25 protein-coding genes are annotated in these 26,998 nt (G+C 70.8%); 14 read left to right on the forward strand and 11 right to left on the reverse strand.

What is annotated here, in order from left to right:
• Positions 1–21: 21 nt before the first annotated feature.
• On the reverse strand, positions 22–2,004 hold the full coding sequence (locus WFK95_RS22470) for an OPT family oligopeptide transporter (protein WP_224644727.1): 1,983 nt from the start codon (positions 2,002–2,004) through the stop codon (positions 22–24).
• Between the two features lie 126 nt (positions 2,005–2,130).
• Here WFK95_RS22470 and WFK95_RS22475 point away from each other — a divergent pair, with 126 nt between their 5' ends.
• The 6 genes from WFK95_RS22475 (at position 2,131) to WFK95_RS22500 (ending at position 8,617) form a co-directional block, all read left to right on the forward strand.
• Positions 2,131–3,018 (forward strand): LLM class flavin-dependent oxidoreductase, encoded by an 888-nt coding sequence (locus WFK95_RS22475; RefSeq protein WP_336672048.1) that lies wholly within the window; start codon positions 2,131–2,133, stop codon positions 3,016–3,018.
• A gap of 166 nt (positions 3,019–3,184) precedes the next feature.
• The gene (locus WFK95_RS22480; protein WP_336672049.1) at positions 3,185–5,251 is read left to right on the forward strand and encodes a PhoX family protein; all 2,067 of its coding nucleotides are present in this window, start codon (positions 3,185–3,187) and stop codon (positions 5,249–5,251) included.
• A gap of 81 nt (positions 5,252–5,332) precedes the next feature.
• Positions 5,333–5,818 (forward strand): MarR family winged helix-turn-helix transcriptional regulator, encoded by a 486-nt coding sequence (locus WFK95_RS22485; RefSeq protein ID WP_224644730.1) that lies wholly within the window; start codon positions 5,333–5,335, stop codon positions 5,816–5,818.
• A 74-nt stretch (positions 5,819–5,892) separates the two neighbouring features.
• The gene (locus WFK95_RS22490) at positions 5,893–7,164 is read left to right on the forward strand and encodes an MFS transporter (protein WP_336672050.1); all 1,272 of its coding nucleotides are present in this window, start codon (positions 5,893–5,895) and stop codon (positions 7,162–7,164) included.
• Between the two features lie 88 nt (positions 7,165–7,252).
• Positions 7,253–7,936, forward strand: a complete 684-nt coding sequence (locus WFK95_RS22495) for an SDR family oxidoreductase (RefSeq protein ID WP_224644732.1) — start codon at positions 7,253–7,255, stop codon at positions 7,934–7,936.
• Between the two features lie 42 nt (positions 7,937–7,978).
• Positions 7,979–8,617, forward strand: coding sequence for an O-methyltransferase (locus WFK95_RS22500; protein WP_224644733.1), 639 nt, complete (start codon positions 7,979–7,981; stop codon positions 8,615–8,617).
• An 18-nt stretch (positions 8,618–8,635) separates the two neighbouring features.
• Here WFK95_RS22500 and WFK95_RS22505 read toward each other — a convergent pair whose 3' ends face one another.
• A complete protein-coding gene (locus tag WFK95_RS22505; protein ID WP_224644734.1) occupies positions 8,636–9,817 on the reverse strand; it encodes a winged helix DNA-binding domain-containing protein in 1,182 nt (393 codons plus the stop codon).
• Between the two features lie 123 nt (positions 9,818–9,940).
• Here WFK95_RS22505 and WFK95_RS22510 point away from each other — a divergent pair, with 123 nt between their 5' ends.
• Complete coding sequence (locus WFK95_RS22510) at positions 9,941–11,560, forward strand: HNH endonuclease signature motif containing protein (RefSeq protein ID WP_224644735.1); 1,620 nt, start codon at positions 9,941–9,943, stop codon at positions 11,558–11,560.
• 107 nt (positions 11,561–11,667) lie between these two features.
• Here the strand turns inward: WFK95_RS22510 and WFK95_RS22515 are convergent, their stop codons facing one another.
• From WFK95_RS22515 to leuS, 3 genes are read right to left on the reverse strand one after another with little or no spacing between them, the layout of a single operon-like run.
• Complete coding sequence (locus WFK95_RS22515) at positions 11,668–12,312, reverse strand: maleylpyruvate isomerase family mycothiol-dependent enzyme (RefSeq protein WP_443081587.1); 645 nt, start codon at positions 12,310–12,312, stop codon at positions 11,668–11,670.
• Positions 12,309–13,370, reverse strand: coding sequence for a hypothetical protein (locus WFK95_RS22520; protein WP_224644737.1), 1,062 nt, complete (start codon positions 13,368–13,370; stop codon positions 12,309–12,311). Before WFK95_RS22520 ends, WFK95_RS22515 begins: the two co-directional genes overlap by 4 nt.
• Positions 13,371–13,385: 15 nt before the next feature.
• Complete coding sequence (gene leuS, locus WFK95_RS22525) at positions 13,386–16,238, reverse strand: leucine--tRNA ligase (protein WP_336672052.1); 2,853 nt, start codon at positions 16,236–16,238, stop codon at positions 13,386–13,388.
• Positions 16,239–16,320: 82 nt separating this feature from the next.
• Between leuS and WFK95_RS22530 the strand changes: the two genes are divergently transcribed.
• The 3 genes from WFK95_RS22530 to WFK95_RS22540 all read left to right on the forward strand — a co-directional run bounded on the left by WFK95_RS22530 (position 16,321) and on the right by WFK95_RS22540 (position 18,951).
• On the forward strand, positions 16,321–16,794 hold the full coding sequence (locus WFK95_RS22530; RefSeq protein ID WP_336672054.1) for an SdpI family protein: 474 nt from the start codon (positions 16,321–16,323) through the stop codon (positions 16,792–16,794).
• A 3-nt stretch (positions 16,795–16,797) separates the two neighbouring features.
• Entirely contained in the window at positions 16,798–17,787 is a 990-nt protein-coding gene (locus tag WFK95_RS22535) for a bile acid:sodium symporter family protein (RefSeq protein ID WP_336672056.1), read from the forward strand.
• A gap of 66 nt (positions 17,788–17,853) precedes the next feature.
• A complete protein-coding gene (locus WFK95_RS22540; protein ID WP_336672058.1) occupies positions 17,854–18,951 on the forward strand; it encodes an endonuclease NucS domain-containing protein in 1,098 nt (365 codons plus the stop codon).
• A gap of 19 nt (positions 18,952–18,970) precedes the next feature.
• Here the strand turns inward: WFK95_RS22540 and WFK95_RS22545 are convergent, their stop codons facing one another.
• From WFK95_RS22545 to WFK95_RS22560, 4 genes are all read right to left on the reverse strand, one after another.
• A complete protein-coding gene (locus WFK95_RS22545; protein WP_336672059.1) occupies positions 18,971–19,948 on the reverse strand; it encodes an ABC transporter substrate-binding protein in 978 nt (325 codons plus the stop codon).
• Positions 19,945–20,946 (reverse strand): ABC transporter substrate-binding protein, encoded by a 1,002-nt coding sequence (locus WFK95_RS22550; RefSeq protein WP_336672060.1) that lies wholly within the window; start codon positions 20,944–20,946, stop codon positions 19,945–19,947. Before WFK95_RS22550 ends, WFK95_RS22545 begins: the two co-directional genes overlap by 4 nt.
• 34 nt (positions 20,947–20,980) lie before the next feature.
• Positions 20,981–21,346 (reverse strand): hypothetical protein, encoded by a 366-nt coding sequence (locus WFK95_RS22555; RefSeq protein ID WP_224644743.1) that lies wholly within the window; start codon positions 21,344–21,346, stop codon positions 20,981–20,983.
• An 88-nt stretch (positions 21,347–21,434) separates the two neighbouring features.
• Positions 21,435–21,806 (reverse strand): hypothetical protein, encoded by a 372-nt coding sequence (locus WFK95_RS22560; RefSeq protein ID WP_336672061.1) that lies wholly within the window; start codon positions 21,804–21,806, stop codon positions 21,435–21,437.
• Between the two features lie 108 nt (positions 21,807–21,914).
• Between WFK95_RS22560 and WFK95_RS22565 the strand changes: the two genes are divergently transcribed.
• A complete protein-coding gene (locus WFK95_RS22565; RefSeq protein ID WP_336672062.1) occupies positions 21,915–22,391 on the forward strand; it encodes a MarR family winged helix-turn-helix transcriptional regulator in 477 nt (158 codons plus the stop codon).
• Positions 22,392–22,393: 2 nt separating this feature from the next.
• On the opposite strand, the gene WFK95_RS22570 is transcribed toward WFK95_RS22565, so the two are convergent.
• A complete protein-coding gene (locus tag WFK95_RS22570; RefSeq protein WP_336672063.1) occupies positions 22,394–23,023 on the reverse strand; it encodes a YqgE/AlgH family protein in 630 nt (209 codons plus the stop codon).
• A 74-nt stretch (positions 23,024–23,097) separates the two neighbouring features.
• Between WFK95_RS22570 and WFK95_RS22575 the strand changes: the two genes are divergently transcribed.
• Genes WFK95_RS22575 through WFK95_RS22585 form a run of 3 tightly spaced genes read left to right on the forward strand, consistent with a single transcriptional unit; the run spans position 23,098 to position 25,522 of the window.
• Positions 23,098–24,426, forward strand: coding sequence for an MFS transporter (locus WFK95_RS22575; RefSeq protein ID WP_336672064.1), 1,329 nt, complete (start codon positions 23,098–23,100; stop codon positions 24,424–24,426).
• Position 24,427: 1 nt separating this feature from the next.
• Positions 24,428–24,973: a hypothetical protein gene (locus WFK95_RS22580; protein ID WP_336672065.1), complete on the forward strand. Its 546-nt coding sequence runs from the start codon at positions 24,428–24,430 to the stop codon at positions 24,971–24,973.
• A 45-nt stretch (positions 24,974–25,018) separates the two neighbouring features.
• Positions 25,019–25,522 carry a hypothetical protein gene (locus WFK95_RS22585; protein ID WP_336672066.1) on the forward strand — a complete coding sequence of 168 codons (504 nt, stop codon included), beginning with the start codon at positions 25,019–25,021 and terminating at the stop codon, positions 25,520–25,522.
• Here the strand turns inward: WFK95_RS22585 and WFK95_RS22590 are convergent.
• The gene (locus WFK95_RS22590) at positions 25,519–26,991 is read right to left on the reverse strand and encodes a CCA tRNA nucleotidyltransferase (RefSeq protein ID WP_336672067.1); all 1,473 of its coding nucleotides are present in this window, start codon (positions 26,989–26,991) and stop codon (positions 25,519–25,521) included. The genes WFK95_RS22585 and WFK95_RS22590 overlap by 4 nt on opposite strands.
• Positions 26,992–26,998 lie beyond the last annotated feature (7 nt).

Genomic DNA, 26,998 nt, shown 5'->3' on the forward strand with positions numbered 1-26,998 from the left:
CACACGCCGGAACCGCTAGGACTACACGGGTTCCGCGGCGACCTTCTTGGTGCGGGCGTACAGCGCGACGCAGATCGCCGCGAACAGCACGACGCCCAGCGCCTCGCCCCAGTGCAGCCAGCCCTCGCCGATGAACGGCAGCGCCAGCGGCTCGTCCTTGTCGGTGGCGACGACGATGCCCGCGTAGATCACGCCGAACAGCGACTCGCCCACGATGAGGCCGGTCGCCAGCAGCGTGCCCAGGCGCTTGCGCCCCTCGGCGGCCTCACCGGTCGCGGAGCCGTCCGCCCAGCGGTTGTAGAAGTAGCCCAGCAGGGCGCCGACGGGGATCATCAGCGTCACGCTCATCGGCAGGTACATGCCCATGCCCACGGCCAGCGGCGGCAGGCGGAACTTCGAGGTCCGGGACAGCACCTCGTCGATGAGGATGACGACGGCGCCGATGATCGCGCCGAGGCCGATGAGGCCCCAGTCGAGATCGCCGCCGAAGACGCCCTTCGACAGGCTCGACAGCAGCGAGGCCTGCGGCGCCGCGAGGGCGCTCTCGCCCGCGCCCGGTGCACCGACGAAGCCGAAGCCCTCCTGCAGCAGGTCGAGCACCGGCGGGATGATCGCGGAGCCGAAGGCCACGCCGATCACGAGCGCCACCTGCTGCTTCCACGGCGTCGCGCCGACGAGCTGACCCGTCTTGAGGTCCTGCAGGTTGTCGTTGGAGATGGTGGCGATGCTGAAGATGATCGCCGCGGTGAACAGCGTGTACGCGACCAACGCGTTCGCGGTGTCGCCCTCCGACGGGCCCCAGACCGCGCGGATCAGCAACGCCGCGGACAGCACGACGAGGATGCCGACGCCGGAGACGGGGCTGTTGGACGCGCCGATGAGGCCGGCCATGTAGCCGCACACGGACGCGACCACGAGGCCGAGGACCAGGATGTAGACGATGCTCAGGGTGATGATGCCGCCGGCCTGGCCCTCGAGCGCGGTGCCGCTGGTGAAGGTCCACAGCAGCACACCGATCGGCACGAGGGAGGCGATCACGATGCCCGCCACGTACGGGAAGGGCATGTCGCGCTCGGTGATGTCGACGAGCTCGCCCTCGCGGCGCTTGCGGGAGGACGCGATCGAATCGGCGATGCCGCGCAGCACCGGGCCGAGGATCTTGATCAGGGTCCACACGGCGGCGATGGCGATCGCGCCGGCGCCGATGAGGCGGACCTCGGTGCTGAACGCGGTCGAGATGACCTTGGTGATGCTGCCCGTGTCCGGGAGATCGCCCGCGGTCCACATCGGCAGCAGCACGAAGTAGGAGATGACGAGGCCGACGATCATCGCGAAGCCGACGGTCACGCCGACCAGGTGGCCGACGCCGATGAGCGCGAAGGACAGGCCCGGCACGAACAGGGTGCCGCCGTTGCCGATCCGCAGCGTGGTCGACAGACCCTCGGCGACGATCTTCATCTTGGCCAGCAGCGCGTAGCCCGCGGCCGCCAGCGAGCCGACGACGATGACCATCAGACCGCGCTTGTTCTCGTTCGCGCCCTCCGCGGTGTCGCCGACCTTGAGCACCTCGGCCGCCGCGACGCCCTCGGGGAAGGGCAGGTCCGAGCCCGTGACCAGGGCCCTCCGCAGCGGGATCGAGTACATGACGCCCAGGACGCCGCCGATCAGGCAGACCAGCGTGGTGGTCCAGTACGGGAAGTTCGCCCACCACCCGATCATCACGAGGCCGGGGAGGATGAAGACGATGGCCGAGAGGGTGCCCGCGGCCGAGGCGATCGTCTGGACGATGTTGTTCTCGACGATGGAGTGGTTCGCGAAGTAGCGCAGCAGCGCCATCGAGATCACGGCCGCCGGGATCGACGTGGCGAAGGTCAGGCCGACCTTCAGGCCCAGGTAGGCGTTGGCCGCGGTGAAGACGAGCGTGATGATGCCGCCGAGGATGACGGCGCGGGTCGTGAACTCGCGGACGCCGGATTTCGGCGCGGCGGGTACCGGTGTGGACATGGATGTATCCCTTCTCAAGGACGTGGCCGGTTCGGCCGAACGTGAAAACACTAGGTCCCTGCACGCGATCGCACGACTCGAACGCGCGAGGTCGTGTGTAACGGTCACGAGTCGTAGGGTGGAAGCGTGCGATTCGGAGTGGTGATCCTGCCCCAGTACCCGTGGCCCGAGGCGCGTCGGCGCTGGCGCAAGGCGGAGGCGCTGGGCTTCGATCACGCGTGGACCTACGACCACCTGTCGTGGCGCACGCTCGCCGATCAGCCCTGGGGCGCGACGGTCCCGCTGCTCACCGCGGCGGCGACCGCGACGGAGCGGATCCGGCTGGGCACCTTCGTCACCTCCCCCAACTTCCGCCACCCCGTCCCGTTCGCGAAGGACCTGGCCGGCGTCGACGAGATCGCCGGCGGCCGCCTGCTGCTGGGGATCGGCTCCGGCGGCACCGGATTCGACGCCTTCGTCCTCGGACAGCCCGAGCTCACCCCGCGCGAGCGGCACGACCGCTTCGTCGAGTTCACCCGGGACCTCGACGTGCTGCTCCGGTTCGAGCAGGAGGGCCCCGTCTCCTTCGACGGTCCGCTGTACCGCGCCGTCGATGCGCGCATGGTCGGGGAACCCGCGCAGGCGCCGCGCATGCCCTTCGTGCTCGCGGCGAACGGCCCGAAGGGGCTGCGCCTCGTGGCCGAGCAGGGGCAGGGCTGGGTCACCACCGGGCCCGACGGTGACGGCGGCGACGCCTGGTGGTCCCGCGTCGCCGGGCTGTCGAAGCGGCTCGACGATGCGCTGGACGCGGCGGGGCGCGACCGGGGCACCGTCGACCGCTACCTGTCGATCGACTCCGGCGGCACGTACTCCCTGAGCTCACCCGGCGCCGCCGACGACGCCGTGGGCCGCGCCGCGGAGCTCGGCTTCACCGACGTGATCCTGCACTGGCCCCGCGACGGCGAGCCCTACGAGGGCACCGAGGCCGCCCTGGACGCCTTCGCGGACCGCCACCTCACCGCCGGCGGCCACTGACCGCCGAGGGTTCGGCGCCGACTCGCTCGGGCTATTTCCTATGGGTACCTAAATGTACTTTGGGCTTCCGTTACCGCGACTTTCCCTGACGCTCACGTCGCCCTGACACATTGACCGGGATTCAGCCAGACAGATCCCGCTCAGCCCTCAGCCCCAGGGAGACCCCATGCGCCTGCCCAACCTGCGCCTGCTCACCGATCACGACGGTAAGTCGGCCCGCTCGCACACGACCTGCAAGTACAAGTGCGGCAACCAGTGCTTCCGCGAGCACGACAACCAGTCGGACAACGAGTACTTCGGCGACATCACCCGGCGCACCGTGCTGCGCGGCGCGGGCGTGGCGGCGCTGGGCGCGGGCGCGGTCACCGTCCTCGCGGCGTGCGGCGACAACGGTTCCACCGGCGCGGGTGCCTCTTCCAGCGCGGCCGCGGGGAACGGCGCACCGTCGGAGAACGTGAACGCCCCCGGCCTGAACTTCAACGCCATCACCCCGAACAAGGCCGACGCCGTGACGGTGCCCGAGGGCTATGAGCAGGCCGTCGTCATCCGCTGGGGCGATCCGGTGGTCCCGGGCGCGCCGCAGTTCGACTTCGACAACCAGACCCCCGAGGCGCAGGCGCAGCAGTTCGGCTTCAACAACGACTTCACGGATCTCATCGCCGTGGACGGCAAGCCGGACACCTTCCTCATGGTGTGCAACCAGGAGTACACGACCGGCACCGCGATGTTCAAGGGCTACAAGGAGGGCGATCCCACCGAGAACCAGGTGCGGGTCGAGATGGCCGCGCACGGCATCACCGTGGTCGAGGTCAAGGGCGAGCCCGGCTCGGGCAAGCTGACTCCCGTTCTGGGCGAGTACAACCGGCGCATCACCGCGTCGACGGAGTTCGAGCTGCGCGGCCCCGCCGCGGGCACCTTCTTCACCCGCACCGCCGCGGACCCCACTGGCACCCGCGTGCTGGGCACCATCGCGAACTGCTCGGGCGGCATCACGCCGTGGGGCACCATGATCTCCGGCGAGGAGAACTACACCAACTACTTCTCCGGCACCGACAAGCCGCCGCTGGACGGCCTCAAGGAGGGCTGGAAGCGCTACGGCGTGGGCAAGGACGAGGACGCCCACCACTGGATGAAGTACGAGGACCGGTTCGATCTGTCCAAGGAGCCCAACGAGATCAACCGCTTCGGCTACCTCGTGGAGGTCAACCCGCACGACCCGAAGTCGACGCCGATCAAGCACTCGGCCGTGGGCCGGATGAAGCGCGAGGGCGGCAACATCTACGTCACGCCCACCGGCGAGGTCGTCACCTACTGCGGCGACGACTCGAAGTTCGAGTACATCTACAAGTTCGTCAGCTCGCGGAAGATCCAGCCGGGCAAGGGCGCCGCGGCCATGGAGTCGAACATGCGGATCCTCGACGAGGGCACGCTGTACGTCGCCAAGTTCGAGGGCCGGCAGGTGGAGAACGGCAAGGTCCCCGAGGGCGGCTACAAGGGCACCGGCAAGTGGATCCCGCTGCTCACCACCAAGGCCGACGGGAGCGCCGAGTCGCACGTCGACGGGATGCCGGCCGAGAACGTGGCGCTGTGGACCCGCGTCGCGGGCGACAAGGTGGGCGCCACCAAGATGGACCGCCCCGAGGACATCGAGCCGAACCCCAAGACCGGCAAGATCTACTGCGCGCTGACCAACAACAGCGACCGCGGCACCGAGGGCAAGGCCGGTATCGACACGCCGAACCCGCGCGTGAAGAACAAGAGCGGCCAGCTGCTCGAGATCACCGACAACCACACAGGCACCGAGTTCTCCTGGGACCTGCTGCTGGTGTGCGGTGACCCCGCCGCCGCCGACACCTACTACGGCGGCTTCGACAAGACCAAGGTCTCGCGGATCAGCTGCCCCGACAACGTCACCTTCGACTCCCACGGCAACCTGTGGATCTCGACGGACGGCACCAACGCCACCTTCGACAGCAACGACGGCCTGTTCGGTGTCGTCCTGGAGGGCAAGGACCGTGGCCTGACCAAGCAGTTCCTCACGGTGCCCTTCGGCGCCGAGACCTGCGGCCCCGTCGTGCGCGACAACCGCGTGCTCGTCGCCGTGCAGCACCCGGGCGAGACGGACGACGCCACCGCCGACAAGCCCACCTCGCACTGGCCCGACGGCGGCTCCAGCCAGCCCCGTCCGTCGGTGGTCGCGGTGTGGAAGAAGTCGGGGAACATCGGGTCGTAACCCCTCGCTCCTCCGGTCCGACGGTGCCGGGCTCGCCCACGGGCGGCCCGGCACCGTCGGATTTGTGCCTAGTATCGGGGCATGAATTCCGTGTCCGATGCGCCCGGCGCACCGTCGACCCCGCCCTCCGACGCCGAGGTGGACGACCTCGCCGCGCGACTGCGATCCCCCTTGCTGCAGCTCCACTTCCTCATGCGGCGCAACACGCCGGGACCGGATCTCACCCCGGCGCAGCAGTCCGCGCTGCAGAGCCTGCTGCGGCTCGGCCCCGTGCGGATGGGTGAGCTGGCGCGGTTCCTGCGGATCCGGCTGCCCTCCGCGACGAGCGCCGTCGACGGGCTCGAGCGCCTGGGGCTGGCGCAGCGCACCCCCGACCCGGACGACGGGCGCGCGGTCGTGGTGCAGCTCTCCGAGCACGGCGAGCAGCTCACCTCCGAGCTCATCGCGGCGCGCAACGCGGTCCTCGCCGAGCATCTGCACGAGCTGACGGACGAGGACCGCCGGAACCTGGACCTGGCGGTGCCCGCGCTCAACAAGCTCATCGACCGCTACCGCGACGGCGACTGAGGAATCGATCACACCGACTTGTCCTTAACACAGGGTAATAGTTAGAATTTCGTAGTAACCCGAGAGGAGCTGCGATGACGACCACCGCCGAACACACCCAGACAGAGCACGCGCACCCCAGCCTGCGCGACACCCTGTCCCATCAGCCCAAGGCGGTGTGGGTCACGGCCTTCGCCGCGGTGATCGCCTTCATGGGCATCGGCCTCGTCGATCCGATCCTGGTGTCCATCGCCGACTCCCTGCACGCGACGCCCAGCCAGACCACCCTGCTGTTCTCGTCCTACCTCGGCGTCCAGGTGGTCGCCATGCTGTTCATCGGCTGGTTCACCTCGATGTTCGGCGCGAAGCGCACCGTCATCGCGGGCCTGCTGCTCATCGTGATCGCCGCCGGGGCCTGCGCCCTGGCGAATTCGATCGGCGCCCTCGTCGCGTGGCGCGCCATCTGGGGCCTCGGCAACGCGCTGTTCATCGCGACCGCCCTGGCCGTGATCGTCGCCGCCGCCACCGGCGGCCAGCAGGGCGCGATCCTGCTCTACGAGGCCGCGCTCGGCGTGGGCCTGGCCGTCGGGCCGCTGCTCGGCGCCGTCCTCGGCGGCGTCTCCTGGCGCGGACCGTTCGCCGGCACCGCCGTCCTCATGCTGATCGGCGCCGTGCTGTGCGCGACGATGCTGAAGCCCGATGCGGCCGAGGCGAAGGAGAAGCGGCAGCGTGAGGGCACCGTCTCGCCGCTGGCCCCGCTCAAGGCGCTGCGCCAGCGCGGCCTGTTCCTCACCGGACTCGGCTCCGCGTTCTACACCGCCGCCTTCTTCACCATCCTCGCCTGGTCGCCGTTCGTGCTGCACCAGAGCGCGTACTTCGTCGGCGCCGTGTTCGTCGGCTGGGGCCTGCTGGTCGCCGTGAGCGGCGTGTGGCTCGCGCCGAAGGTCGCCGCCGCCCTCGGCGAGCGCACCGGCTCCATCGTGGCCGTGCTGGTCTACGGCGTGCTGCTGGTGGTCGCCGCCATCGGCCACGAGAACGTCGCGGTGGTCGTCACCGTCGTCGTGCTGTCCGGCATCCCGTCGGGCGTGCTGAACACCCTGTTCACGGGCACCGCGATGTCGATCGCCGACGCGCCCCGCCCCGTCGCCAGCGCCGGCTACAACTTCCTGCGCTGGGCCGGCGGCGCCCTCGCCGCGACCTTCGTGGCGCACTTCGCGAACTGGTTCGGCAGCCCCGCCGCCCCGTTCTACATCGGCGCGATCGCCTGCGTCGTGGCCGCCGTGGTCCTGACCCAGGTGCGCGGCAAGGACGCCGACTCCCACGAGGTCCCGGCCGAGGCCGCCCTCGTCGGCGACGCGGAGTTCTGAGCGCTCGTCCCAGACCCGAGAACCCCGGCGGATCCCCAGGATTCGACCGGGGTTCTCCCGTACCCGGGGCCTTCGGTAGCGTGACCGCATGACCGACGACGCCCGCCCCCTCGCCCTCGTCACCGGCGCCTCCCGCGGGCTCGGCGCGCACATCGCGCGCGGGCTCGGCGGCACGCACCGGCTCCTGCTCGGCGGCCGCCCCTCCCCCGCGCTGGACGGCCTCGTCGCCGAGTTCGACGATGCCGCAGCGTTTCCGGCCGACCTCACCGATCATTCCGCGGTCCGGGAACTCGTCGCACCGATCGACCGGCTCGACGTGCTCGTGCACAACGCCGGCGTCGGCCGCATCGGGCGGATCGAGGACACGTCCGCCGCCGACTGGCGGGAGATGTTCGAGGTCAACCTGCTCGCGGTCGTCGAGCTCACCCGCGCCCTGCTGCCGGCCCTCCGCGCCGCCGGCGGCCACGTCGTGCTGATCAACTCGGGCGCCGGCAAGCGCGCCAACCCCGGCTGGTCGGCCTACGCGGCCAGCAAGTTCGGACTCACCTCCTTCGCCGAGGCGCTCCGCGCGGAGGAGCCCGCGCTGCGCGTGACCAGCGTCTTCCCCGGGCGGATCGACACGGAGATGCAGCAGGGCATCTTCGCCGCCGAGGGGCGCGAGTACGCGACCGAGGGCCTGCTCCGCCCGGAGAGCGTCGCCCGCGCCGTCGTTCAGGCGATCGCGACCCCCGGCGACGCGCACCCCACGGAGATCGTGCTCCGGCCCCGCTGATCCCCGTGGCCGGGGTTCGCCGATGGGCGTAGGGTCGGGACGGTGAGCAGCGAGTCCTGGGCCGAGACGGACGACTACCTCGAGCGGACGGTCGCCGTCGACGCGGCCGCGTTCGAACCGATCCGCGCCGCGCAGGCCGCGGGCGGCCTGCCGGACATCGCCGTCTCCGCGACGCAGGGCAAGTTCCTCTACCTGCTCGCGTCCATCGCGCGCGCCGACCGGATCCTCGAGATCGGCACCCTCGGCGGCTACAGCACCGCCTGGCTGGCCCGGGCCGTCGTGCCGTCGGGGTCGGTCGTCACCCTGGAGTTCTCGCCCGAGCACGCCGCGGTCGCGCGGGCCAGCCTCGACGAGACCGGGCTGGGCGACCGCGTCGACATCAAGGTCGGTGCCGCGCTCGACACCCTGCCCTTCCTCGAGGGCCCGTTCGATCTCGTCTTCATCGACGCCGACAAGGCCAACAACCGCGCCTACCTGGATTGGGCTCTGCGGCTGAGTGTTCCGGGCACCGTCATCGTTCTCGACAACGTGGTGCGTCGCCTGCAGGACGAGGGGCCGGACGCCGACGGCATCCGCGGCGCCCTCGAGCGCCTCGGCTCCGACCCGCGGCTGGACGCCACCGCGCTGCAGACCGTCGGGATCAAGGGCTGGGACGGCCTGGCGATCGCCGTCGTGCGCTGATCAGGCGTCGCCTGCTGATCAGGACCGGTACGCGGGCAGCGTGATCGGGGACTTGTAGAGCGAGTTCACCCGCTCCCCCGCCAGCCAGTCCTGCAGCCGAGCGGCCTCCGCGTCGAGGGCCTTCCGCGCCGCGCGGGGCGTGCCGGGCGCGAGGACCAGCCCGACGGCGCCCTCGTCGTCCTGGACGTAGGCCCCGACGACGCGGCCTTCCCACCACGCCGTTGTGCCCGCGTTGCCGGCGCTGTCGTAGATCGCGGCGGCGAACCCGGGATCGAGATAGAAGGCGCGCTCCTTCCAGCCCATCGGCGTGGGATCCAGTGCGGGCAGGAGCGCGGCCCACGGCTCCACCGGCGCCACGGGATCCACGTCCTCCGGCAGCACCCAGCCGGTGCCGTCGCGCTCCAATCGCACGTGGACCGCGCCGATCTCGGCGAGCGCGGCGCGGATCGCCGTCTTGGTGGCGCCGAACCACCACACCACGTCCGTCTCCGTGACCGGGCCGAAGGCACGCAGGTACTCGCGTACCAGAATCGCGTAGGCCTCCGCCGGATCGATGCGCTCGGCCGGCCCGCCGAGCCACTCGTCGGCGCGGGACCACTGGTTCCGGTTCACCCGCCAGTGGCTCTCGTTGTGCCCACGCACCAGCGCCCCCGCCGCGCCGAGCCAGGTGAGAACCCTGGGCGCCAAGTGCATCTCGCCGCCGTACTTCTTGCCCTCCGACATCATCACCTTGCCGTCGAGCTCGGGCACCTGCTCGCGAAGCCGCACGGCGCTGAGCTCGCAGCCGCGGAGGGCGTCGAGGACCGCGGCGCGCGCCTGTGCGAGCCAGGCCTCGCCGTCGTCGGCGATGCCGCCGCGGACCGCGTCCTTGGCGATCTTCGCGTGCTCCTGGGCCGCGACGCGGTCCGACGGGCCGCTCAGCGCGGGGCCGTACAGATCGCGCGGGAAGACGAACATGGTGCGGCGCATGGCGAGCTGCTTGACGAGCGAGCGCTCCTCCCAGAGTTCGCGCTCGTACTCGTCACGGGCGAAGTCGTGCATCCGCGCGTGCACCGACAGGTACGGCGTCGCCGGCTCCGTGGCGTGCAGGACGCCGACGGCGCGCACCGCGTCCAGCACGGAATCGGTGCGATGCTGCGGCGCGAGGGCGTGGCGGCGGGCCATGCGAGCGCGGCGCTCCGCATCGTCGATCAGGCGCATCCGGCGCTCCCCTCATCCGAGGACTCCAGGCTAAGGCATCGCTGCCCCGCCGGAAACATGTTCGAGACTATTGCCCTCTCTCGCACACGAGCGTAGAATTGCAGTAGCGAAGGGAGGCGGCTCATGATCGATTCCGGCACTGCGGCTGACTATCTCGATGCGCTCGCCTCCTTCGAACAGGCCGCCGACCGCTTGGCCGCGATGAACCCCGTCATGCTGTCCTCGCAGGAGGTCCTCGGCAGCCTCCGGCGCCTCGAGCGCGCCGCGCGCACGGTCCCCAGCAGCCAGCACTGGCTCACCGAGGTGGCCATCGAGCAGGACCTGCCGGCCCAGCTCGGCTACACGGGCGCCAAGGAACTCCTGGTCGATCAGCTGCGCCTGGCGGGCGTCGAGGCACGGGACCGGATCCGCGGCGCCCGTTCGCGCGCGCCGCGGCAGGAACGCGGGCACGCTCCCGAGCCGCGCCTGCCCCTCGTCGCCGCCGCCCAGCGCGCGGGCACGCTGTCCGAACGGCACGCCCTGGCGATCGAGAAGGCCTTCGACACCTGCTCCCCCAAGCTCTCCCATCCCGACCTGCACGATCTGGAGGACATGCTGGTCACCGCCGCCGTCGGCGGGTGCACGCCGGAGGACGTCGTACTCCTCGGCCGGCGTGCGTACGAGCTCCTCGACCCCGACGGTGCCGAACCCTCCGCGGAGGACGTCGCCCGCAAGCGCGAGTTGACCGTCGGCAAGCAAGGCGACGACCTCATGTCAGCGCTCGGCGGGGTGCTCTCACCGGAGGCCCGCGCGCTGATGGACACGATGCTGGAGAAGCTCGCCCGCCCCGGCGTGAACAACCCGGCGGACGCGGAGCACCCCGTCGACATCGACGATGCAGAGGCCGTCGCCGAAGCGGCGAAGCGGGATCGACGAAGCGCCGTGCAACGCAACCACGACGCGTTCGTCGCGGCACTCCGGATCGTGATCGGCTCGGGTGCGCTCGGGCAGCACCGCGGGATGCCGTGCGTCCCGATCATCACCCTGGGGATCGATCAGCTCGAGTCCGAGACCGGCATCGCCACCACCGCCACCGGTGGTCGGCTACCCGTCGAGGACGCGCTTCGGATGATGGGCGCCAACCCCAAGTACGTTCTGCTGCTGGATGTCGCGTCGCGCCCGCTGTACCTCGGCCGCGAGAAGCGCCTGGCGTCCGCGGACCAGCGCATCGCCCTCTACGGATCCGAGAAGGGCTGCAGCGCACCACGGTGCGATGCGCCGGCCACCCGCTGCCAGGTGCACCACAAGACCGAGTGGCGCGACGGGGGCGCCACCGACGTCACGGTGCTGACCCTGGCCTGCGATGCCCACCACGGCAAGGTGGTCCCCAGTGACGACGAGGTGCGCCGCGGATTCGAGACCGTCACGCTGCCCGAGGGCGACGAGTACGCCGGCCGCACCGGGTGGCGCCGCACCGGCGATCCCACCGGCGAGTACCGCGTGAACCACTCGCACCACGCGGAGGAGCTCTACCGGCTGGCGCAGGAACACCACCGCCAACGGCACCAGCAGTACGCCGACGAGTGGCGCGCGCAGGACGAACGCGCCCTCTACCGTGACTTCGTGGGCACCATCCACGACGACATCGCCGCGATGCTGGACGGGCCGAATGGCCCTCCGCTGCTGGAGGACCTGCTCTCCGACCACGACGCCGACAACCATTGGCGCGAGGATCCGCCGTGCCAGCTCGCTGTCGTGGCATGACCCGAGGTGACATTCGGCGACTGTTCAGCCGCGCCGGCGGAGCGCACGGCGGGTCAGCACATCGGGGCCGTCGGCTCCGTGCAGGGGCACGTCCGCACGGGGCGGGCTCAGCGCGTACCGAGGGCTCCCAGGTTTCGGGTGAATCGACCCAGGCCCGGCCCGGTCAACTCCTCCAGGACGACGGTGCGGCCGCCCATAGCGAGCAGCAGCGCCTCGGCCGTGCCGCGGACCTCGGGCCCGCGGCCGAAGGACCAGTCGAGGTCGTCGGCGACGAGGCGCACTCCCCTGCCCCGGAGCGCGCCCCGCACCGGCGGCGCCCAGAGTGCGAAGTTCAGCGCCGGCCGGATGCGCTCCCCGGGGATCGTCCGCGGCAGGTTCAGCGGTCGGCGGACGTCCTGCTGGTGGATCATGCCGTCCAGCAAGGAGATACGGCACCCGAAGCCGGAGGTCAGTCCCGTGGGCCGCTGGTGTGCGCGGAGGGCGGACACGACGTCGCCGGTGGTGAGCCCGGCGAGCTCCGCGAGGCGTGCATCGTTCGAAGAACTGCCAGGATGCGCGCGGCCGGTGACCATGCGCTGCAGCGTCTCCCGCCCTGCGAGCAGGTCGTAGCTGATGTGGTGCAGCACCACGTCCCGGACGCTCCACCCCGGACACAGGCTGGGCGCACTCCACTGCGCTTCCGTGAAGCCCTCCACGAGTTCGAGCAGACTGCGCCGCTCCTCGGTCGCGAGGTCCGCCACGGATCCGATCACGGGTTCTCCTCCTCCGCGTGCCACAGATCGTCGTCCCGATCCTTGACGAAGATCCGGCCGCGAGGTTCCACTTCGACGACATCCGTGAGCCAGAAGGTGTCGCCCGGCGCCCACCCCGCGATCACCGAGTGCACCCCCGGCTCCACCTCGATCGCGGTGCCGCTCGCCGCCAGATACGCCCCGACCTGCAGGTGCGCCGCGTCGTACACCTGCGCCACCGACGCCCAGTCCGGCATGACCCAGCGGGTGTCCGCGAGGCCGGTGGTGCGGTACCAGTCGTGGCGCTTCGAGGCGGTCACCTCCAGCGGATACTCACGACAGAGATCCGCCCACACCGCTGCGGAATCGATCTCGAGTACCCGGCCGGCGCCACTGACGCCGTGCACCGTCGCCCGAGTCTCGCCTAGCCCGTCCTCCACCAGGTACAGACCGGTGGGGACGCACGCCTGCGCCGAACACGTCTGAATCAGCTGGTGCGGCGGACAGGACCACCAGATCGCGCTGTAGGCCGCACGCGGATCGCTCGGGCGTTCCACCGCCGCCCGTGCCTCCTCGGATCTGGTGTCCTCGGCCCACGTCGTGAGGACGGATCCCGCTGGCAGCCGAGCTCCTTCGCGCCAGCCCTCCCTGCGCACCTGGAACTGATCCGCAGCCATCGGATCCGTCCACCACTGTGCGATCGGAGACTTCGCGATGAGATCGGCGATTCCATTGATCTCGGGCGCGATCTCCGGTCTCGCCGCCAGAATTTGCGCGCCTTCGGGTTCCTGCCAGTACATGGCCTGCTCGACCGCAGTCTCGAGTGCGAGGTGCACAAAATGCTCCTCGACGTCGCAGACCGACGCCAAAGCCTCTTTCAGCGCGATCATCTCCGCACTCACATCGATCGGCTCATCGTCCCCGTCGCCGATCCGGAGCCGGACGGTCGGCCCCGGGTCCAGGTGATGACGCAGCTCGAATCGTGCTCGGGTAAGGGCAGGATCCGTGAAGGACGGCGTCTCCACGCACACCTGCCGACCGCGAGGGCCGGCCATGAGTTGCTCGGCGAGAGAACTCATGCCCGGACTCCTCTGTTACGGAACGATGTTGACGAGCTTGCCGGAGACGACGATCACCTTGCGCGGCGCGCCGTCGAGCAGCTCGGCGATCCTCGGGTCCGCCAGGGCGGCGGCCTCGAGGGCCTCGTCGGAGGCGTCGGCGCCCACGGTGATCCGCGAGCGGACCTTACCCTTGACCTGCACCGGGATCTCGACGGTGTCCTGTACCAGCCACTGACCCTCGGCCACGGGGAAGGGGCCGTGCGCCAGCGACTCGGCGTGGCCCAGCCGGCTCCACAGCTCCTCCGCGATGTGCGGGGCGACGGGCGCGAGCATCAGCGTCAGCGGCTCGGCGAGCGAGCGCGGCGCGCCGCCGGGGTACGCCTTGGTGAGGTGGTTGGTCAGCTCGATCAGCTTGGCGATGGCGGTGTTGTCGCGCATCTCCGAATAGTCCTCGCGGACACCGGCGATCGTCTTGTGCAGCACGCGCATCGAGTCGTCGGCCGGCGTCTCGTCGGTGACGCGAACGACGCCGGTCTCCTCGTCGACCACCGCGCGCCAGGCGCGCTGCAGGAAGCGCTGCGCGCCCACGACGTCCTTGGTCGCCCAGGCGCGGTCCTGGTCCAGCGGACCCATGGACATCTCGTAGACGCGCAGGGTGTCGGCGCCGTAGTCGCGGGCGATGTCGTCCGGAGCGACGGAGTTCTTCAGGGACTTGCCCATCTTGCCGTACTCGCGGTTCACCTCCTGCTCGCCCAGGAAGAACTTCCCGTCGCGCTCCACGACGTCCTCCGCCGGCACGTAGACGCCGCGGGAATCGGTGTAGGCGAAGGCCTGGATCATGCCCTGGTTGAACAGCTTCCGGTACGGCTCACGCGAGGTGACGTAGCCCAGGTCGAAGAGCACCTTGTGCCAGAAGCGCGCGTACAGCAGGTGCAGCACGGCGTGCTCGACGCCGCCGACGTACAGGTCCACGCCGCCGGGATCGCCCGCGCCGTTGACCTCGGGCCGCGGGCCCATCCAGTAGGCCTCGTTCTCCTTGGCGCAGAACGCCTCCGCGTTCGTGGGGTCCACGTAGCGCAGCTGATACCAGGAGCTACCGGCCCACTGCGGCATGACGTTCGCGTCGCGGGTGTAGTCCTGCAGGCCGTCGCCGAGGTCCAGCTCGACGTTCAGCCAGTCGGTGGCCTTCGCCAGCGGGGGAGAGGGCTGCGAGTCCGAGTCCTCCGGATCGAAGGCGACGGGCGCGTAGTCCTCGACCTCCGGAAGCAGCACGGCCAGCTGGGATTCCGGCAGGGCGTGCGGCGCACCGTCGGCGTCGAAGACGATGGGGAAGGGCTCGCCCCAGTACCGCTGGCGCGCGAACAGCCAGTCGCGCAGCTTGTACTGCACGGTGCCCCGGCCCGCGCCGGTCTTCTCCAGGTACGCGATGACGGCGGCCTTCGCCTCCGCGACGCCGAGGCCGTTGATGTCCAGGTCGGCGTTCGCCGAGTTCACGGCGGGTCCCTCGCCGATGTAGGCCTCGTCGGCGACGCCGGCCTCGCTACCCACCACCTCGACGATGGGCAGGCCGAACTCGGTCGCGAACTCGTGGTCGCGCACGTCGTGGCCGGGGACGGCCATGATGGCGCCGGTGCCGTAGCCCATGAGCACGTAGTCGCCGATGAAGACGGGGATCTCGGTGCCGCTCAGCGGGTTCACCGCGAAGGTGCCCAGGAAGACGCCCGTCTTCTCCTTGCCCTCCTGGCGCTCCAGGTCGGACTTGGCGGCGATCGACGCGCGGTACGCGGCGACGGCCTCGGCGGGGGAGCCGGCACCGCCGGTCCACCGCTCGTCCGCCCCGGCGGGCCAGGCATCGGCGGTCAACTCGTCGACCAGCGGGTGCTCGGGGGAGAGCACCATGTAGGTGGCGCCGAACAGGGTGTCGGGGCGGGTGGTGAAGACCTCGATCCGCTCGCCGGCGGCGGTGAAGGCCACACGCGCGCCGCGGCTGCGGCCGATCCAGTTGCGCTGCATGGACTTGACCTTCTCGGGCCAGTCCAGCACGTCCAGGTCGTCGATCAGGCGGTCCGAGTACGCGGTGATCCGCATCATCCACTGCCGCAGCTGCTTGCGGTACACGGGGAAGTTGCCGCGTTCGCTGCGACCGTCGGCGGTGACCTCCTCGTTGGCGAGCACGGTGCCCAGCCCGGGGCACCAGTTCACCAGCGAGTTGCTCTCGTAGACCAGGCGGTGATCGTCGAGCACGGCGGCGCGCTCGGCCACCGTCAGGCCCGACCACTCCCGGCCGTCGTCCAGAGCCCGCGCGCCCGAGGCGAACTCGGCCTCCAGCTCGGCGATCGGCCGCGCGCGGTCCTGGGCGGCGTCGTACCAGGCGTTGTAGATCTGCAGGAAGATCCACTGCGTCCAGTGGTAGAACTCCGGGTCCGTGGTGGAGACGCGGCGGCGCTCGTCGTGGGCGAGGCCCAGCGAGCCGATCTGCTCCAGGTACCGCTCGATGTTCTTCTCGGTGGTCACGCGCGGGTGCGTGCCGGTCTGCACCGCGTACTGCTCGGCGGGCAGGCCGAAGGCGTCGAAGCCCATCGTGTGCAGGACGTTGGCGCCGTTCATCCGGTGGTAGCGCCCGAAGACGTCCGTCGCGATGAAGCCCAGCGGGTGGCCGACGTGCAGGCCCGCGCCGGAGGGGTACGGGAACATGTCGAGGATGAACAGCTTCTCGGGGGGCAGCGCACCGTCGGCCACCGCGAGCGGCCCGACGGGGTTCGGGGCGTTGAAGACGCCGCCGTCGCGCCACTGATCGCGCCACCTCTGCTCGATGGCGCCCGCGAGCTCGGCCGTGTACCGGTGGGCGGGGCCGGCCGAGGGAGTCTGTTCAACGTTCTGCGTCACCCCACCAGCTTAGTGACGGTCCTGGTCGGCCCCGCAAACACCTGCATGAACGCGATTTGCACGGGTCTCTAAACTAGAGATCGTGTTCGTGCTGGTTGTGATCCTCGCCCTGGCCGCCGTGGCGGCCGTCGTCGTCGGCGGCGCCGGGCTCGCCGGCCGCCTCCCGGAGAACGGCATCGTGGGGGTCCGTACCGAACAGACCCTCTCCGACCCGCTGCTCTGGCGCACCGCGAATCGCGTCGCCGGGCCCGGTCTCGTGGCCGCGGGCGTCATCTTCGGCGGCGGCGCCCTCATCGGCCTCGCGATGGACGCGCCCTGGTCGTACGTCGCGATCGTCGTCGCCGTGGTCGCGGGCCTGTTCCTCGCCGGTTTCGGCGCGCTGCAGGGCGCGCGCGCCGCGTCGATCCAGGCGCGCCTGCAGATGCCCGAGGCCACCTGCTGCAGCGCCGACGACGAGGCACCGTCGGACGACCCCTCGGCGGATTGCGGCGTGACCGGCGGCTGCGGCGCGTGTGCCCTCAAGGGCATGTGCGACCACGAGGCGCGGCCCGCCTAGCCGATGCGGAACCTCCTCGGCAAGCTCTCGATCGACGGCTTCATCCTCGCGATCTTCGCCGCCGTCGGCCTCGCGGCCCTGTTCCCGGCGGAGGGGCGCGCGGTCCCCGTGGTCGACGGTGCCGTCACCGTCGCGATCGCGGTCCTGTTCTTCCTGTACGGGGCGCGGATCCACCCGATGGAGGCGCTGGCCGGCCTCAAGCACTGGCGCCTGCACGTGGTGATCCTGGGCTTCACCTTCGTGGTCTTCCCGATCATCGGGGTGCTGCTGCGGTTCGCGCCGGAGGTGCTCCTGCGGCCCGAGCTGTACGCGGGCGTGCTGTTCCTGACGCTGCTGCCGTCGACGGTGCAGTCGTCGATCGCCTTCACCTCGATCGCGGGCGGGAACGTGCCGGGCGCGATCGTGAGCGCCTCGGTCTCCAACCTGCTCGGCGTCTTCATCACGCCGCTGCTGGTGCTCGCGCTGATGGCGACCACCGGCGAGGTGCAGTTCCACAGCAGCTCGATCGTCGACCTGTGCCTGCAGCTGCTGCTGCCCTTCATCCTCGGCCAGTTGCTGCGGCCGTGGGTGGGGGAGTTCGTGGCGAAGCACGCGGCCGCGCTGAAGTACGTCGACCGCGGCTCGATCGTGCTCGTGGTCTACTCCGCCTTCTCCGCCGGCATGCGCGAGCACATCTGGAGCCAGGTCTCCTGGGTGGGCGTGGTGCAGCTGATCGTGCTGTCCGTCGTGCTCGTCGTGGTGATGCTGTGGCTCACGCGGAACACCGCCGAGAAGCTCGGCTTCGACCGCGCCGACATGATCGCGATCCAGTTCTGCGGCACCAAGAAGTCCATGGCCACCGGTCTGCCGATGGCGGCCGTCCTGTTCGCCGGACAGCCCGTCGGCCTGCTGGTACTGCCGCTGATGATCTTCCACCAGGTCCAGCTGATGATGTGCGCCTGGTTGGCCGCGAAGTACGGGCGCGAGCTGGAGCCGGAGACCGTGTCGGCCTGATCGGTCCGCCGCCCCGTCGCGCCGCGTACGCTGCCCGAGAAGCAGCCGACGATCGGGGTGGGGCGAGTGGGGACGAAGATCGCGATGTGGCGGATCGACGGGGAGCCGCGGCGAGTGCAGCCGGCGAAGCTGGCCCTCGAATCGCGCCTCGAGGACATCATCGAGACGCAGACCGACGTGCTCGGCCAGCCGATCCTCCTGATCGGACGCCAGGTTCCCACCAAGTACGGGAAGTTCATCGACCTGCTCGGCGTCAACACCGACGGCGACGTGGTCGTCATCGAACTCAAGCGCGACCGCACACCCCGGGACGTCGTGGCGCAGGTCCTCGACTACGCCTCGTGGGTCCAGGATCTGGAGAATCCCGAGGTCCGTGCGATCTTCGACGACTACCAGCGGCGTACCGGCGGCGCGGCCTCCTTCGACGAGGCCTTCGCCGAGGTCTTCGGCGACGGCGCGCCCGACGACCTGAACACCCGGCACCAGCTGATCGTCGTCGCCAGCGACATGGACGACGCGACCGAACGACTGGTGGCGTACCTGTCGGGCGGTTACCAGGTGCCGATCAACGTGCTCCTGCTCGACTACTTCGCCGACGGTGACCGCGAGTACCTGGCCCGCACCTGGCTCATCGACGATGCGAGCGTCACCGCGACCCGCAGCGGGGCGGCGTCCGCGGCGAAGAAGCAGGCGGCGTGGAACGGCCACGACTGGTACGTGAGCTTCGGCGAGGAGGCGGGCGGGCGCAGCTGGGACGATGCGCGGACGCACGGGTTCGTCTCCGCGGGCGGCGGCGAGTGGTTCTCCCGCACGATGCGGCAACTGCCCGTCGGCGCCCGCGTCCTCACCCACATCCCCAAGTCGGGCTACGTCGCCGTCGGTGAGGTCCTCGCGCCCGCCCGGCCGTTCGAGGACGCCGTCGTCGACCACGACGGCTCCGAGGTGCCCCTCTCGTCATTGGCACTGCAGGGCACCTACGTGTTCCCGGAACGCGACGACGACCAGGACCAGCGCGAATGGGTCGTCCCCGTTCGATGGCTCACGGCTGTGCCCCGCGCCGAGGCCTTCTGGAAGCCCGGCTTCTTCGCGAACCAGAACTCCGCCTGCAAGCTCCGGAACGAGTACACGATCTCCGAGGTCTCCAGCCACTTCGGTCTCGACTGAGCCGCTGCGGATCCGCCCGTCACTCCACGAGCGGCTGCTCCGCGACCTTCGCGAGGGTCGGCTCCATCGTCTGCAGGAACCAGGCCCGGCTCAGCGACGTGGGCTGGTAGACCGAGTAGGTGAGGTCCAGGTCCGCGACCACGGCGGTGCCGCGTTGCACCTGCGGCAACGCCGAGTAGCCGGGCAGCCGCAGCAGGTCCTCGCCCGTCGCGCCGTTGGGGTAGATCGCCATGACGTTGGCGCCCACGCGGGGGAGCAGCTCCAGCGAGACCATGCCGCGGGTCGCGGGGTTGACGAACCGCGGCTCGTCGCGGATCGCCTTCGGCACCGTGAGCCCCAGCTCCGCCAGGAACAGGTTCGTCGGGTCCTGCGGGCTCGCGATCACGTTGAAGCTGGACGCCGCGGCCGCGTACTGCGCCACGAACCCCGTCTTCCCCTGTAGGCCCGGGTACCGCTTCGCGAATCCCGTCACCAGGTCGTGATCGGCCGCGATCACCCGCTTCGCCTCGTCCTCCTTGCCGACGATCCGGCCGAGGGCGAGGAGCTGGGCGTTCCAGCCGGAGTCCGGGCCCGTGGCGGCGATGCCGCCGAGGACCTTGGTCACGCCGCTGACCGCGGCGAAGTTCTCGCCCTTGACCACCCGGTGGTCGCCGACGAACAAGTCCGGCTGGTACTTGGCGATCTCCTCGGCCGGCAGGCTCGTGGCGCCGGGCGCCTTGATCACCGGCACGTCCTTGAGCAGCTCGCGCTGCCACGCGGCGGGTAGCGGCTGGGTCAGCTGCACGATCGCGACCGGCTTGATGCCCAGGGCCAGCACGTTGTCGATCGCATAGCCCTGCGCCACGATCCGCTTCGCGCCCACGGGATAGTCGATGGTGCCGTTGGCCTGGGCGATCGACACCGTCGAGGCCGACGGTGCCGCCGGCTCCGTCGTGCCCGATCCGCAGCCCGCGAGCAGGGCGAGCGCCGCGACGGCCGCCGCGAGGCGCCGCATCATGCCACCGCCTGCTGCTGCGCCGCGTTGACGAGGAGCGGCTCCAGCTGCGGCAGGATCCATTCGCGACTCAGCGGGGTGGGCTGGTTCAGCGCGATCACGGTCTGCAGGTCCACTACCTGGGTGGCGCCCGAGGTCACCTGCGGCAGGCCCGCGTAGCCGGGCAGGCGCTGCAGATCCGCCGCGGTGGCGCCGTTCGGGTAGATCACCATGAGGTTCGAGGCGATCTGGGGGAGCAGCTCCAAGGAGACCGGGGTCCGGCCGCCCTGCTGGCCCGCACCGACGGCGAAGCGCGGGTTGTCCTTGATCGCCTTCGGGAGGGTCATCCCCAGCTCGGCGAACATGGTGTTCGTCGGGTCGGCGGCGGAGGAGACGAAGTTGAACGTGCTCGACGCGGCGATGTACTGCGCGAGGACCGCCGATTTTCCCCGCAGTCCCGGATGCCGCTCGCGGACGGCGGCGAACCGGGCCTTGTCGTCCGCGAGGATCTTCGTGACGGCGTCCTGCTTGCCCAGGATCTGACCGAGGGCCTTGAGCTGGACGTCCCAGGCCGCGCTCGTCCCGTTCTCGCTGATGCCGCCCAGCACCTTGGTGACGGCGGACAGCCGCTCGAAGGTGGGCTGGTCGACCACGTAGTTGTCGCCGGCGAACAGCTCGGGGCGGTACTTCGCGATCTCCTCGACCGGCATGGACTTCTTGTCCGGGGACTTGATGATCGGGATGCCGTCGAGCTGCTTGCCGTGCCAGGGCGCGGGCAGCGGCAGCCCGCCCTCCACCACGGCGACGGGCTTGATGCCGAGGGCCAAAATGTTGTCGATCGAGTAGCCGGTGGCGACGATGCGGGTCGGGCCGACGGGGAACTCGGTGACCCCGTTGACCTGCGTGATCGTGACGGTGCTCGCCGCGGGGGCGGCACCGTCGGAGCCCGATCCACCGCACGCCGTCGTGACCAGCCCGACCACCGCTACCGCGGCGACGAACGCCGAGTTGAACCGCCTCATGACACCCTCCATCGAATAGGAAGGTAAGACTAGCCTAATCTCCTCGCGGAGTGGCGGCCGATCGGTACCAGAGGTAGGCGGCCAACGGGATGACGGCCGCGAACAACACCGAGTACAGGACCCCGACCGGGGTCCGGGCCGAGAACAGGCCGTGGTCGCTGTAGAACAACGCGGCCAGCGGAAGCCCAACGGCCGCCATGTATCCCAGCGGACGCCCGAGGAAGACGCACACGGCGATCACGGCGTACGCCAGCGCCGCACCGATGGAGCCGGCCGACGTGTTCGTCACCGGGGACTCGAGCGCTTGCGCCACGTGCGCGACCGTCACGACCGTCAGCAGCAGGCCGAGCGTCACCCTCGCGAGCCGGGGGCGCGGACGTGACCCGTCGACCACTGCCATCCGCCGATTCCTTTCCGAAAGACCGTGCTCGGAATGCTACGACGACTACTGCTGTCAGTCCGGTCGAGCGAGCCGCGCGGCCCGCGGCCTACCGGCAGCACTCCTCCCGCACGGTCGCCCGGATCACGAACACGGCGACCGGAACGACGAGGAGGTCGACCACCGGGTCCATCGCGTCGATCGGATTCCCGTAGTAGGCGAACGACCGGTAGTCGCCGAGCAGTATCAGCCCGATCAGCGGGAAGATCGCCGCTGCGAGATACCCCCATCGCTCACCGAGCAGCACCATGCCCAGGAGGACCAGGTACACGATGCCGAGGCCGGCGCACGACGCGTCGTCCGCGGCGCAGGGCAACGAGCCGATCCGGGCCAGATAGACGAACGCCGCCACCGCCAGGAGCCCGGCGAGCAGGAGGCGGCTCGGGGGATGCCCACTGAGTGCGCGCTTGACGACGGTCATCTCGTCGCTCCTTATTTGGTCAGTCCGACCTGACCAAGATACGACAACACCTGTTGTCACGCACGTCGGAGTGACAAGTCCGACAATCGTCCGGCTAACCTGACCATCATGTCCAGGGGGAGATCCGCCACCGATGCGCTGACCATCGTCGATCCGGGACCCGGGGCGCGCATCCACCTGCTCGCCCGCCGGGTCGGCGCGATCGTCGCCGACCGGCTCCTCGACGAGGTCCATCAGCGCGATTCCCGCCTCCGCACCGGGCACATGCGGGTGCTCGCGCTGATCGACGCCGAACCGGTGCGGATCGTCGACGTGGCGGCCCACCTGGGAACCACCAAGCAGACCGTCGCGCCCACCGTCGACGAGCTCGTGGCCTGGGGCTACGTGGCGCGCACCGTCGACGAGAACGACCGGCGCGCGCGCATCCTGACGCTGACGCCCGAGGGCGAGGAGCTGACCGCGGCGATGCTCGGCCGGTCCGTCTCGCTGGACGAGGAGTTCGGCCGGCTCCTCGGGGACGACGTCGAGGTGTGCCGATCCGCGCTGTGGCGGATCATCGAGTCGCAGCGGGCGCCGCGCGACTGACGTCAGTTGACCGAGACGTCCACCGGGTGGGTCGCGAGCAGCGCGGTCGGCAGGCCCTGGCGGCGGAGCACCCTGCCCCACAGGTCCACCCGCGCGGGCACCAGTACGTCGGTGTGCAGGGATCCGCAGGGGATCCAGTCGTCGCGCTCGAGCTCATCGTCGAGCTGACCCATGCCCCAGCCGCTGTACCCGGCGAAGACACGCACGCCGTCGAGCAGCTCGTCCATCATCTCCACGTCGGAGTCGAGGTCCACGAGCACCACGCGGCCGGTGACGGGCTGCAGGCCGCGGATGCCGTTCACGTCGACGCCGGCCTTGACCACGCCCAGGCACAGCGCCGCGGACTGATTGACCGGCCCGCCGACGAAGACCGCCTTCGGCTTGGCCGCCAGATCGTGCCACCGGGGGAGCACCCCGTGCACCGCGGACTCGCTGGGTCCGTTCAGGACCACGCCCAGGCTGCCCGACTCGTTGTGCTCGATCAGGTAGACGACGGTGCGCGAGAACGTCGGCTCGACAAGCTCCGGGGAAGCGACCAGCAGCGTGCCCGACGACACCTCGAAGCCCGCGCTCCCGGACTCGCCGGAGGACGCGCCACCCTGCGTCGGCTCATTCGAACGATCGGGACCCACGTCCCCATCATCGCACGTCGACCACCATCGGGGTCCGCCGACGCGGAAGCGCCCGCGCCGATACGCTGTAACCCGTGACGACCAGCGGAACGGATGCGCCCGCCGCCGCTGCGAAGCCGGCGTGGCGGACCTTCCGCGACCTGCCCGACCTGCTGCGTCTGCTCGGCGTCCGCCTCCTGAGCCAGTACGCGGAGGGCCTGTTCCAGGCGGGGCTCGGCACCGCCATCGTCTTCAACCCCGAGCGCAACGCCACCCCGGCCGCGATCGCCACCGGCCTCGCCGTGCTGCTGCTGCCGTACTCCGTGATCGGGCCCTTCGCGGGCGCCCTGCTGGACCGCTGGGACCGGCGCCGCGTCTTCATCGTGGCCAACCTGGTGCGCGCGCTGCTCATCGCGGCGTGCGCGGGGGTGCTCGCGTCGGGGGCGGGGGAGACGGCGATCTTCGTCGTCGCGCTGGCCGTCGGCGGCGCCGGCCGCTTCGTGGCGTCCGGCCTCTCCGCCGCGCTGCCGCACGTCGTCGACCGGCCGCAACTCGTCGCGATCAACTCCCTGACCACGACCATGGGAGCCGGCGCGACCGCGGTGGGCGCCAGCACCGCCGTCGGGCTGCGGGCGATCTTCGGCTCCGACGACGGGGGCGGCGCCTGCGTCCTCGCCGTCGCCGTGCTCGTCGCGGTCCTCGGCGCGGCGCTCTCCACCCGCTTCCCCGCCGGCGTCCTCGGCCCCGACCACGACGTCTCCGGCAAGCACGAGAAGCCCGCGACCGCCCTCAGCGACGTCGCGGCCGGCCTCGCGCACGGGGCCCTCGCGGCGTGGCGCGCACCGTCGGTCACGGCGGCGCTGACCGGCATGGGGGCGCACCGCACCGTCTTCGGGTTCAACACGATGATGCTGCTCCTGCTCACCCGGCACCACTTCACCGACGGGACCCTGGGCCTCGCCGGTTTCGGCTCGATGGCCGGCGCGACCGCGCTCGGCATGTTCGTGGCCGCCGTGTTCACGCCCTTCGCGGTGGCCCGGTGGGGACGCCGCAACACCGTGGTCGGGGCGCTCGTCGTCGCGTGCCTCACCCAGCTCACGGTGCTCTCCCTGAACTTCGTGATGCTGGTCGTCGCCGCCGCGGTGCTCGGCCTCGCGGGTCAGGTGGTGAAACTATCGGGTGACGCGGCCATGCAGCTCGACGTCCCCGACGAACGCCGCGGCCAGGTCTTCGCCTTCCAGGACGCCCTGTTCAACGTCACCTTCGTGGGGGCGGTGGCCTTCGCGGCCGCGGTGGTCCCGTTCGACGGCGTCTGCCGCCCGCTCGCCGCCTTCGGCGCGCTGCTGTACGCCGTCGCCGTGGGAGTCGTGGTCCTCCTGTACCGACGAACGGGAACCTCGGAGGCCGCCGGCGCGTCCAATTGATATGGGGGACGAACTGATCGAGTACTGGTTCGGCGACGGAGACCGTGGTGTCACCCGCTGGACCTCGCCCGCGGTGCAGGGGTCCGTCCTGCTCGACTTCGACGGGGACGGCCGGATCGACGACGCCATGGTCGATCTCGACCGGGACGGCCGGGCCGACGTGGCCGCGCTCGATCTCGACGACGACGGGACCCGCGAAGTAGCCTTCCGCGACGACGGCTCGGGCCGCTGGGCGCAGCCCACGACGGCGCCCGGCTCAGGCCCCGGACCCGGGTCGACGGGGCCGGGTGGCGGTGCCGACGGGACGCCCGGTGCAGCGGGAACACCGGCGCGGGCGGCACCGTCGGCCTGCCCCATCCCCGGCGTCACGGGCGCACAGGCCCCCGGACCCGAGAAGCCGGTTCGGGTCGTGCCCGTGCCCGCGGAACCGGGGCAGCCGGCCCGGCAGGCCGTCGCCGACACGGACGCCGACGGTGCACCCGACGTCCTGCTCTTCGACACCGACGGCGACGGGACGGCGAACGGCGCGACCGATCTGCAGCAGTAGGAATCAGATCTTTCGCTTCCTGTTCGCGGCGGATACGCTGGCCGCATGCGGAAGACCCTCCGGACCGCCGCGGCGGCCACCCTCCTCGCCACGTCGCTGATCACCGTCACGGGCCCCGCCACCGCCGCGCCCACGCCGGCGCCGAAGCCGGGGAACACGGTGGTCGTCGACGTCCGGACCACGGTCTTCCTCACCAGCGAAGCCCCGCCGCGGACCACGGTGTACGCCGACGGACGCATCATCACCAAGGCCGTCGCGCCCGGGTCGCGGCTCGTCCAGCTGCAGGGCAAGCCCGCCGACGTCGCGGACCTGCGCGCCATCACCGAGCGCGTGCTCCGCAATCAGCCGCAGTACGACCGGAAGGCGCAGATCTTCGACGGCTGGATCGTCTCCGCCACCGTACGCACCACGGACGGCGCGGTGCTCAACGCCACCGTCGACAACCCCGAGCCGCGCGGATGGTCCGCCCTCTCCAAGCTCCCGAGCGAGCTGGACAAGCGGATCGCCCAGATCCCGGGACCGCGCACCCCGTCCACCGAGCCCCGCTAGGAGCCCTGGCGCTCGGCCCACCACTTGGTCAGCTCGGCCTCGGCCTCGTCGCGGTCGAGGGGCCCGCGATCGAGGCGCAGCTCCTTGAGGAACTTCCACGCCGCGCCGACGTCCGGGCCCGGCTGTAGCCCGAGCAGCTCCATGATCGCGTTGCCGTCGAGGTCGGGACGGACCCGCGCGAGGTCCTCCTTCGCCGCGATGGCCTCGATGCGGCGCTCGAGCCCGTCGTAGGTGGCCTGCAGCCGCGCGGCGCGCCGCTTGTTGCGCGTCGTGCAGTCGGCGCGGACCAGCTTGTGCAGGCGGGGGAGCAGCGGCCCGGCGTCGGTGACGTAGCGGCGGACGGCGGAATCGGTCCACTGGCCGTCGCCGTACCCGTGGAAGCGCAGGTGCAGGAACACCAGCTGGGCGACGTCCTCCGTCACGGCCTTCGGATAGGCCAGGGCCCGCATGCGCCTGCGGACCATCTTCGCCCCGACCACCTCGTGGTGGTGGAAGGAGACGCCGCCGTTCGGCTCGTGCCGGCGGGTGTCGGGCTTGCCGATGTCGTGCAGCAGCGCGGCCCAGCGCAGGATCAGGTCGGGGTCGGACTCCTCGAGGTCGATGGCCTGCTGCAGCACGGTCATCGAGTGCCAGAAGACGTCCTTGTGCTGGTGGTGCTCGTCGATCGCGAGCTTCATGCCGGGGATCTCGGGGATCACACGCTCGGCCAGCCCGGTGTCGACGAGCAGCACGATCCCGTCGACGGGGTGCTCGCCCAGGATGAGCTTGTCCAGCTCGGCCCGGACCCGCTCGGCGGTGATCCGGTCGAGCTCGGGGGCCATGTCGGTCATGGCGCGCTGCACCCGCTCGGCGACGGAGAAGCCCAGCTGGGAGACGAAGCGAGCGGCGCGGAGCATCCGCAGCGGATCGTCCGAGAACGATTCCTCGGGCGTCGCCGGCGTGTCGATCTCGCCCGCGAGCAGCGCGTCGAGACCGTTCAGCGGGTCCTGGAAGTCCTCGGCGCCGTCGCGGCCGATGCGCACGGCCATCGCGTTGATCGTGAAGTCGCGGCGCACCAGGTCGTCGCGCAGGCTCTCGCCGAACTTCACGACGGGGTTGCGGGTGACCCGGTCGTAGGCCTCGGCGCGGTAGGTGGTGATCTCGATCAGCTGGTCCGCGAAGGCAGCGCTGACGGTGCCGAACTCGATGCCGGTGTCCCACATCGCGTCGGCCCAGCCGCGCAGCAGCGCCTGCACCTGCTCGGGGCGGGCGTCGGTGGTGAAGTCCAGATCGGTGGTCAGCCGGCCGAGCAGCGCGTCGCGCACGGAGCCGCCCACGAGGTACAACTCGTGACCCGCGTCGGCGAACCGGGCGCCCAGCGGGGCCAGGACGTCGGACAATTCGCGCAGCGAGATGTGCGCCGCCGCCAGCAGGCGGGTGCGGCGTTCGGCACGCACGTCCGCCGGGCCGGCGGGAGAGCTTTCGGTCACGACCGAC

Source organism: Tsukamurella sp. USMM236, from assembly GCF_037148755.1.
In the GTDB taxonomy this organism is placed as follows: domain Bacteria; phylum Actinomycetota; class Actinomycetes; order Mycobacteriales; family Mycobacteriaceae; genus Tsukamurella.

Coding starts and splice junctions, on each gene's coding strand:
- WFK95_RS22490 (WP_336672050.1), top strand. CDS start 5,893: ATGACGACCACCGCCGAACACACCCAGACAGAGCACGCGCACCCCAGC.
- WFK95_RS22555 (WP_224644743.1), bottom strand. CDS start 21,346: ATGGCAGTGGTCGACGGGTCACGTCCGCGCCCCCGGCTCGCGAGGGTG.
- WFK95_RS22535 (WP_336672056.1), top strand. CDS start 16,798: ATGCGGAACCTCCTCGGCAAGCTCTCGATCGACGGCTTCATCCTCGCG.
- WFK95_RS22565 (WP_336672062.1), top strand. CDS start 21,915: ATGTCCAGGGGGAGATCCGCCACCGATGCGCTGACCATCGTCGATCCG.
- WFK95_RS22550 (WP_336672060.1), bottom strand. CDS start 20,946: ATGAGGCGGTTCAACTCGGCGTTCGTCGCCGCGGTAGCGGTGGTCGGG.
- WFK95_RS22470 (WP_224644727.1), bottom strand. CDS start 2,004: ATGTCCACACCGGTACCCGCCGCGCCGAAATCCGGCGTCCGCGAGTTC.
- WFK95_RS22505 (WP_224644734.1), bottom strand. CDS start 9,817: ATGCGCCTGATCGACGATGCGGAGCGCCGCGCTCGCATGGCCCGCCGC.
- WFK95_RS22510 (WP_224644735.1), top strand. CDS start 9,941: ATGATCGATTCCGGCACTGCGGCTGACTATCTCGATGCGCTCGCCTCC.
- WFK95_RS22580 (WP_336672065.1), top strand. CDS start 24,428: ATGGGGGACGAACTGATCGAGTACTGGTTCGGCGACGGAGACCGTGGT.
- WFK95_RS22545 (WP_336672059.1), bottom strand. CDS start 19,948: ATGATGCGGCGCCTCGCGGCGGCCGTCGCGGCGCTCGCCCTGCTCGCG.
- WFK95_RS22485 (WP_224644730.1), top strand. CDS start 5,333: ATGAATTCCGTGTCCGATGCGCCCGGCGCACCGTCGACCCCGCCCTCC.
- WFK95_RS22585 (WP_336672066.1), top strand. CDS start 25,019: ATGCGGAAGACCCTCCGGACCGCCGCGGCGGCCACCCTCCTCGCCACG.
- WFK95_RS22560 (WP_336672061.1), bottom strand. CDS start 21,806: ATGACCGTCGTCAAGCGCGCACTCAGTGGGCATCCCCCGAGCCGCCTC.
- WFK95_RS22520 (WP_224644737.1), bottom strand. CDS start 13,370: ATGAGTTCTCTCGCCGAGCAACTCATGGCCGGCCCTCGCGGTCGGCAG.
- WFK95_RS22495 (WP_224644732.1), top strand. CDS start 7,253: ATGACCGACGACGCCCGCCCCCTCGCCCTCGTCACCGGCGCCTCCCGC.
- WFK95_RS22480 (WP_336672049.1), top strand. CDS start 3,185: ATGCGCCTGCCCAACCTGCGCCTGCTCACCGATCACGACGGTAAGTCG.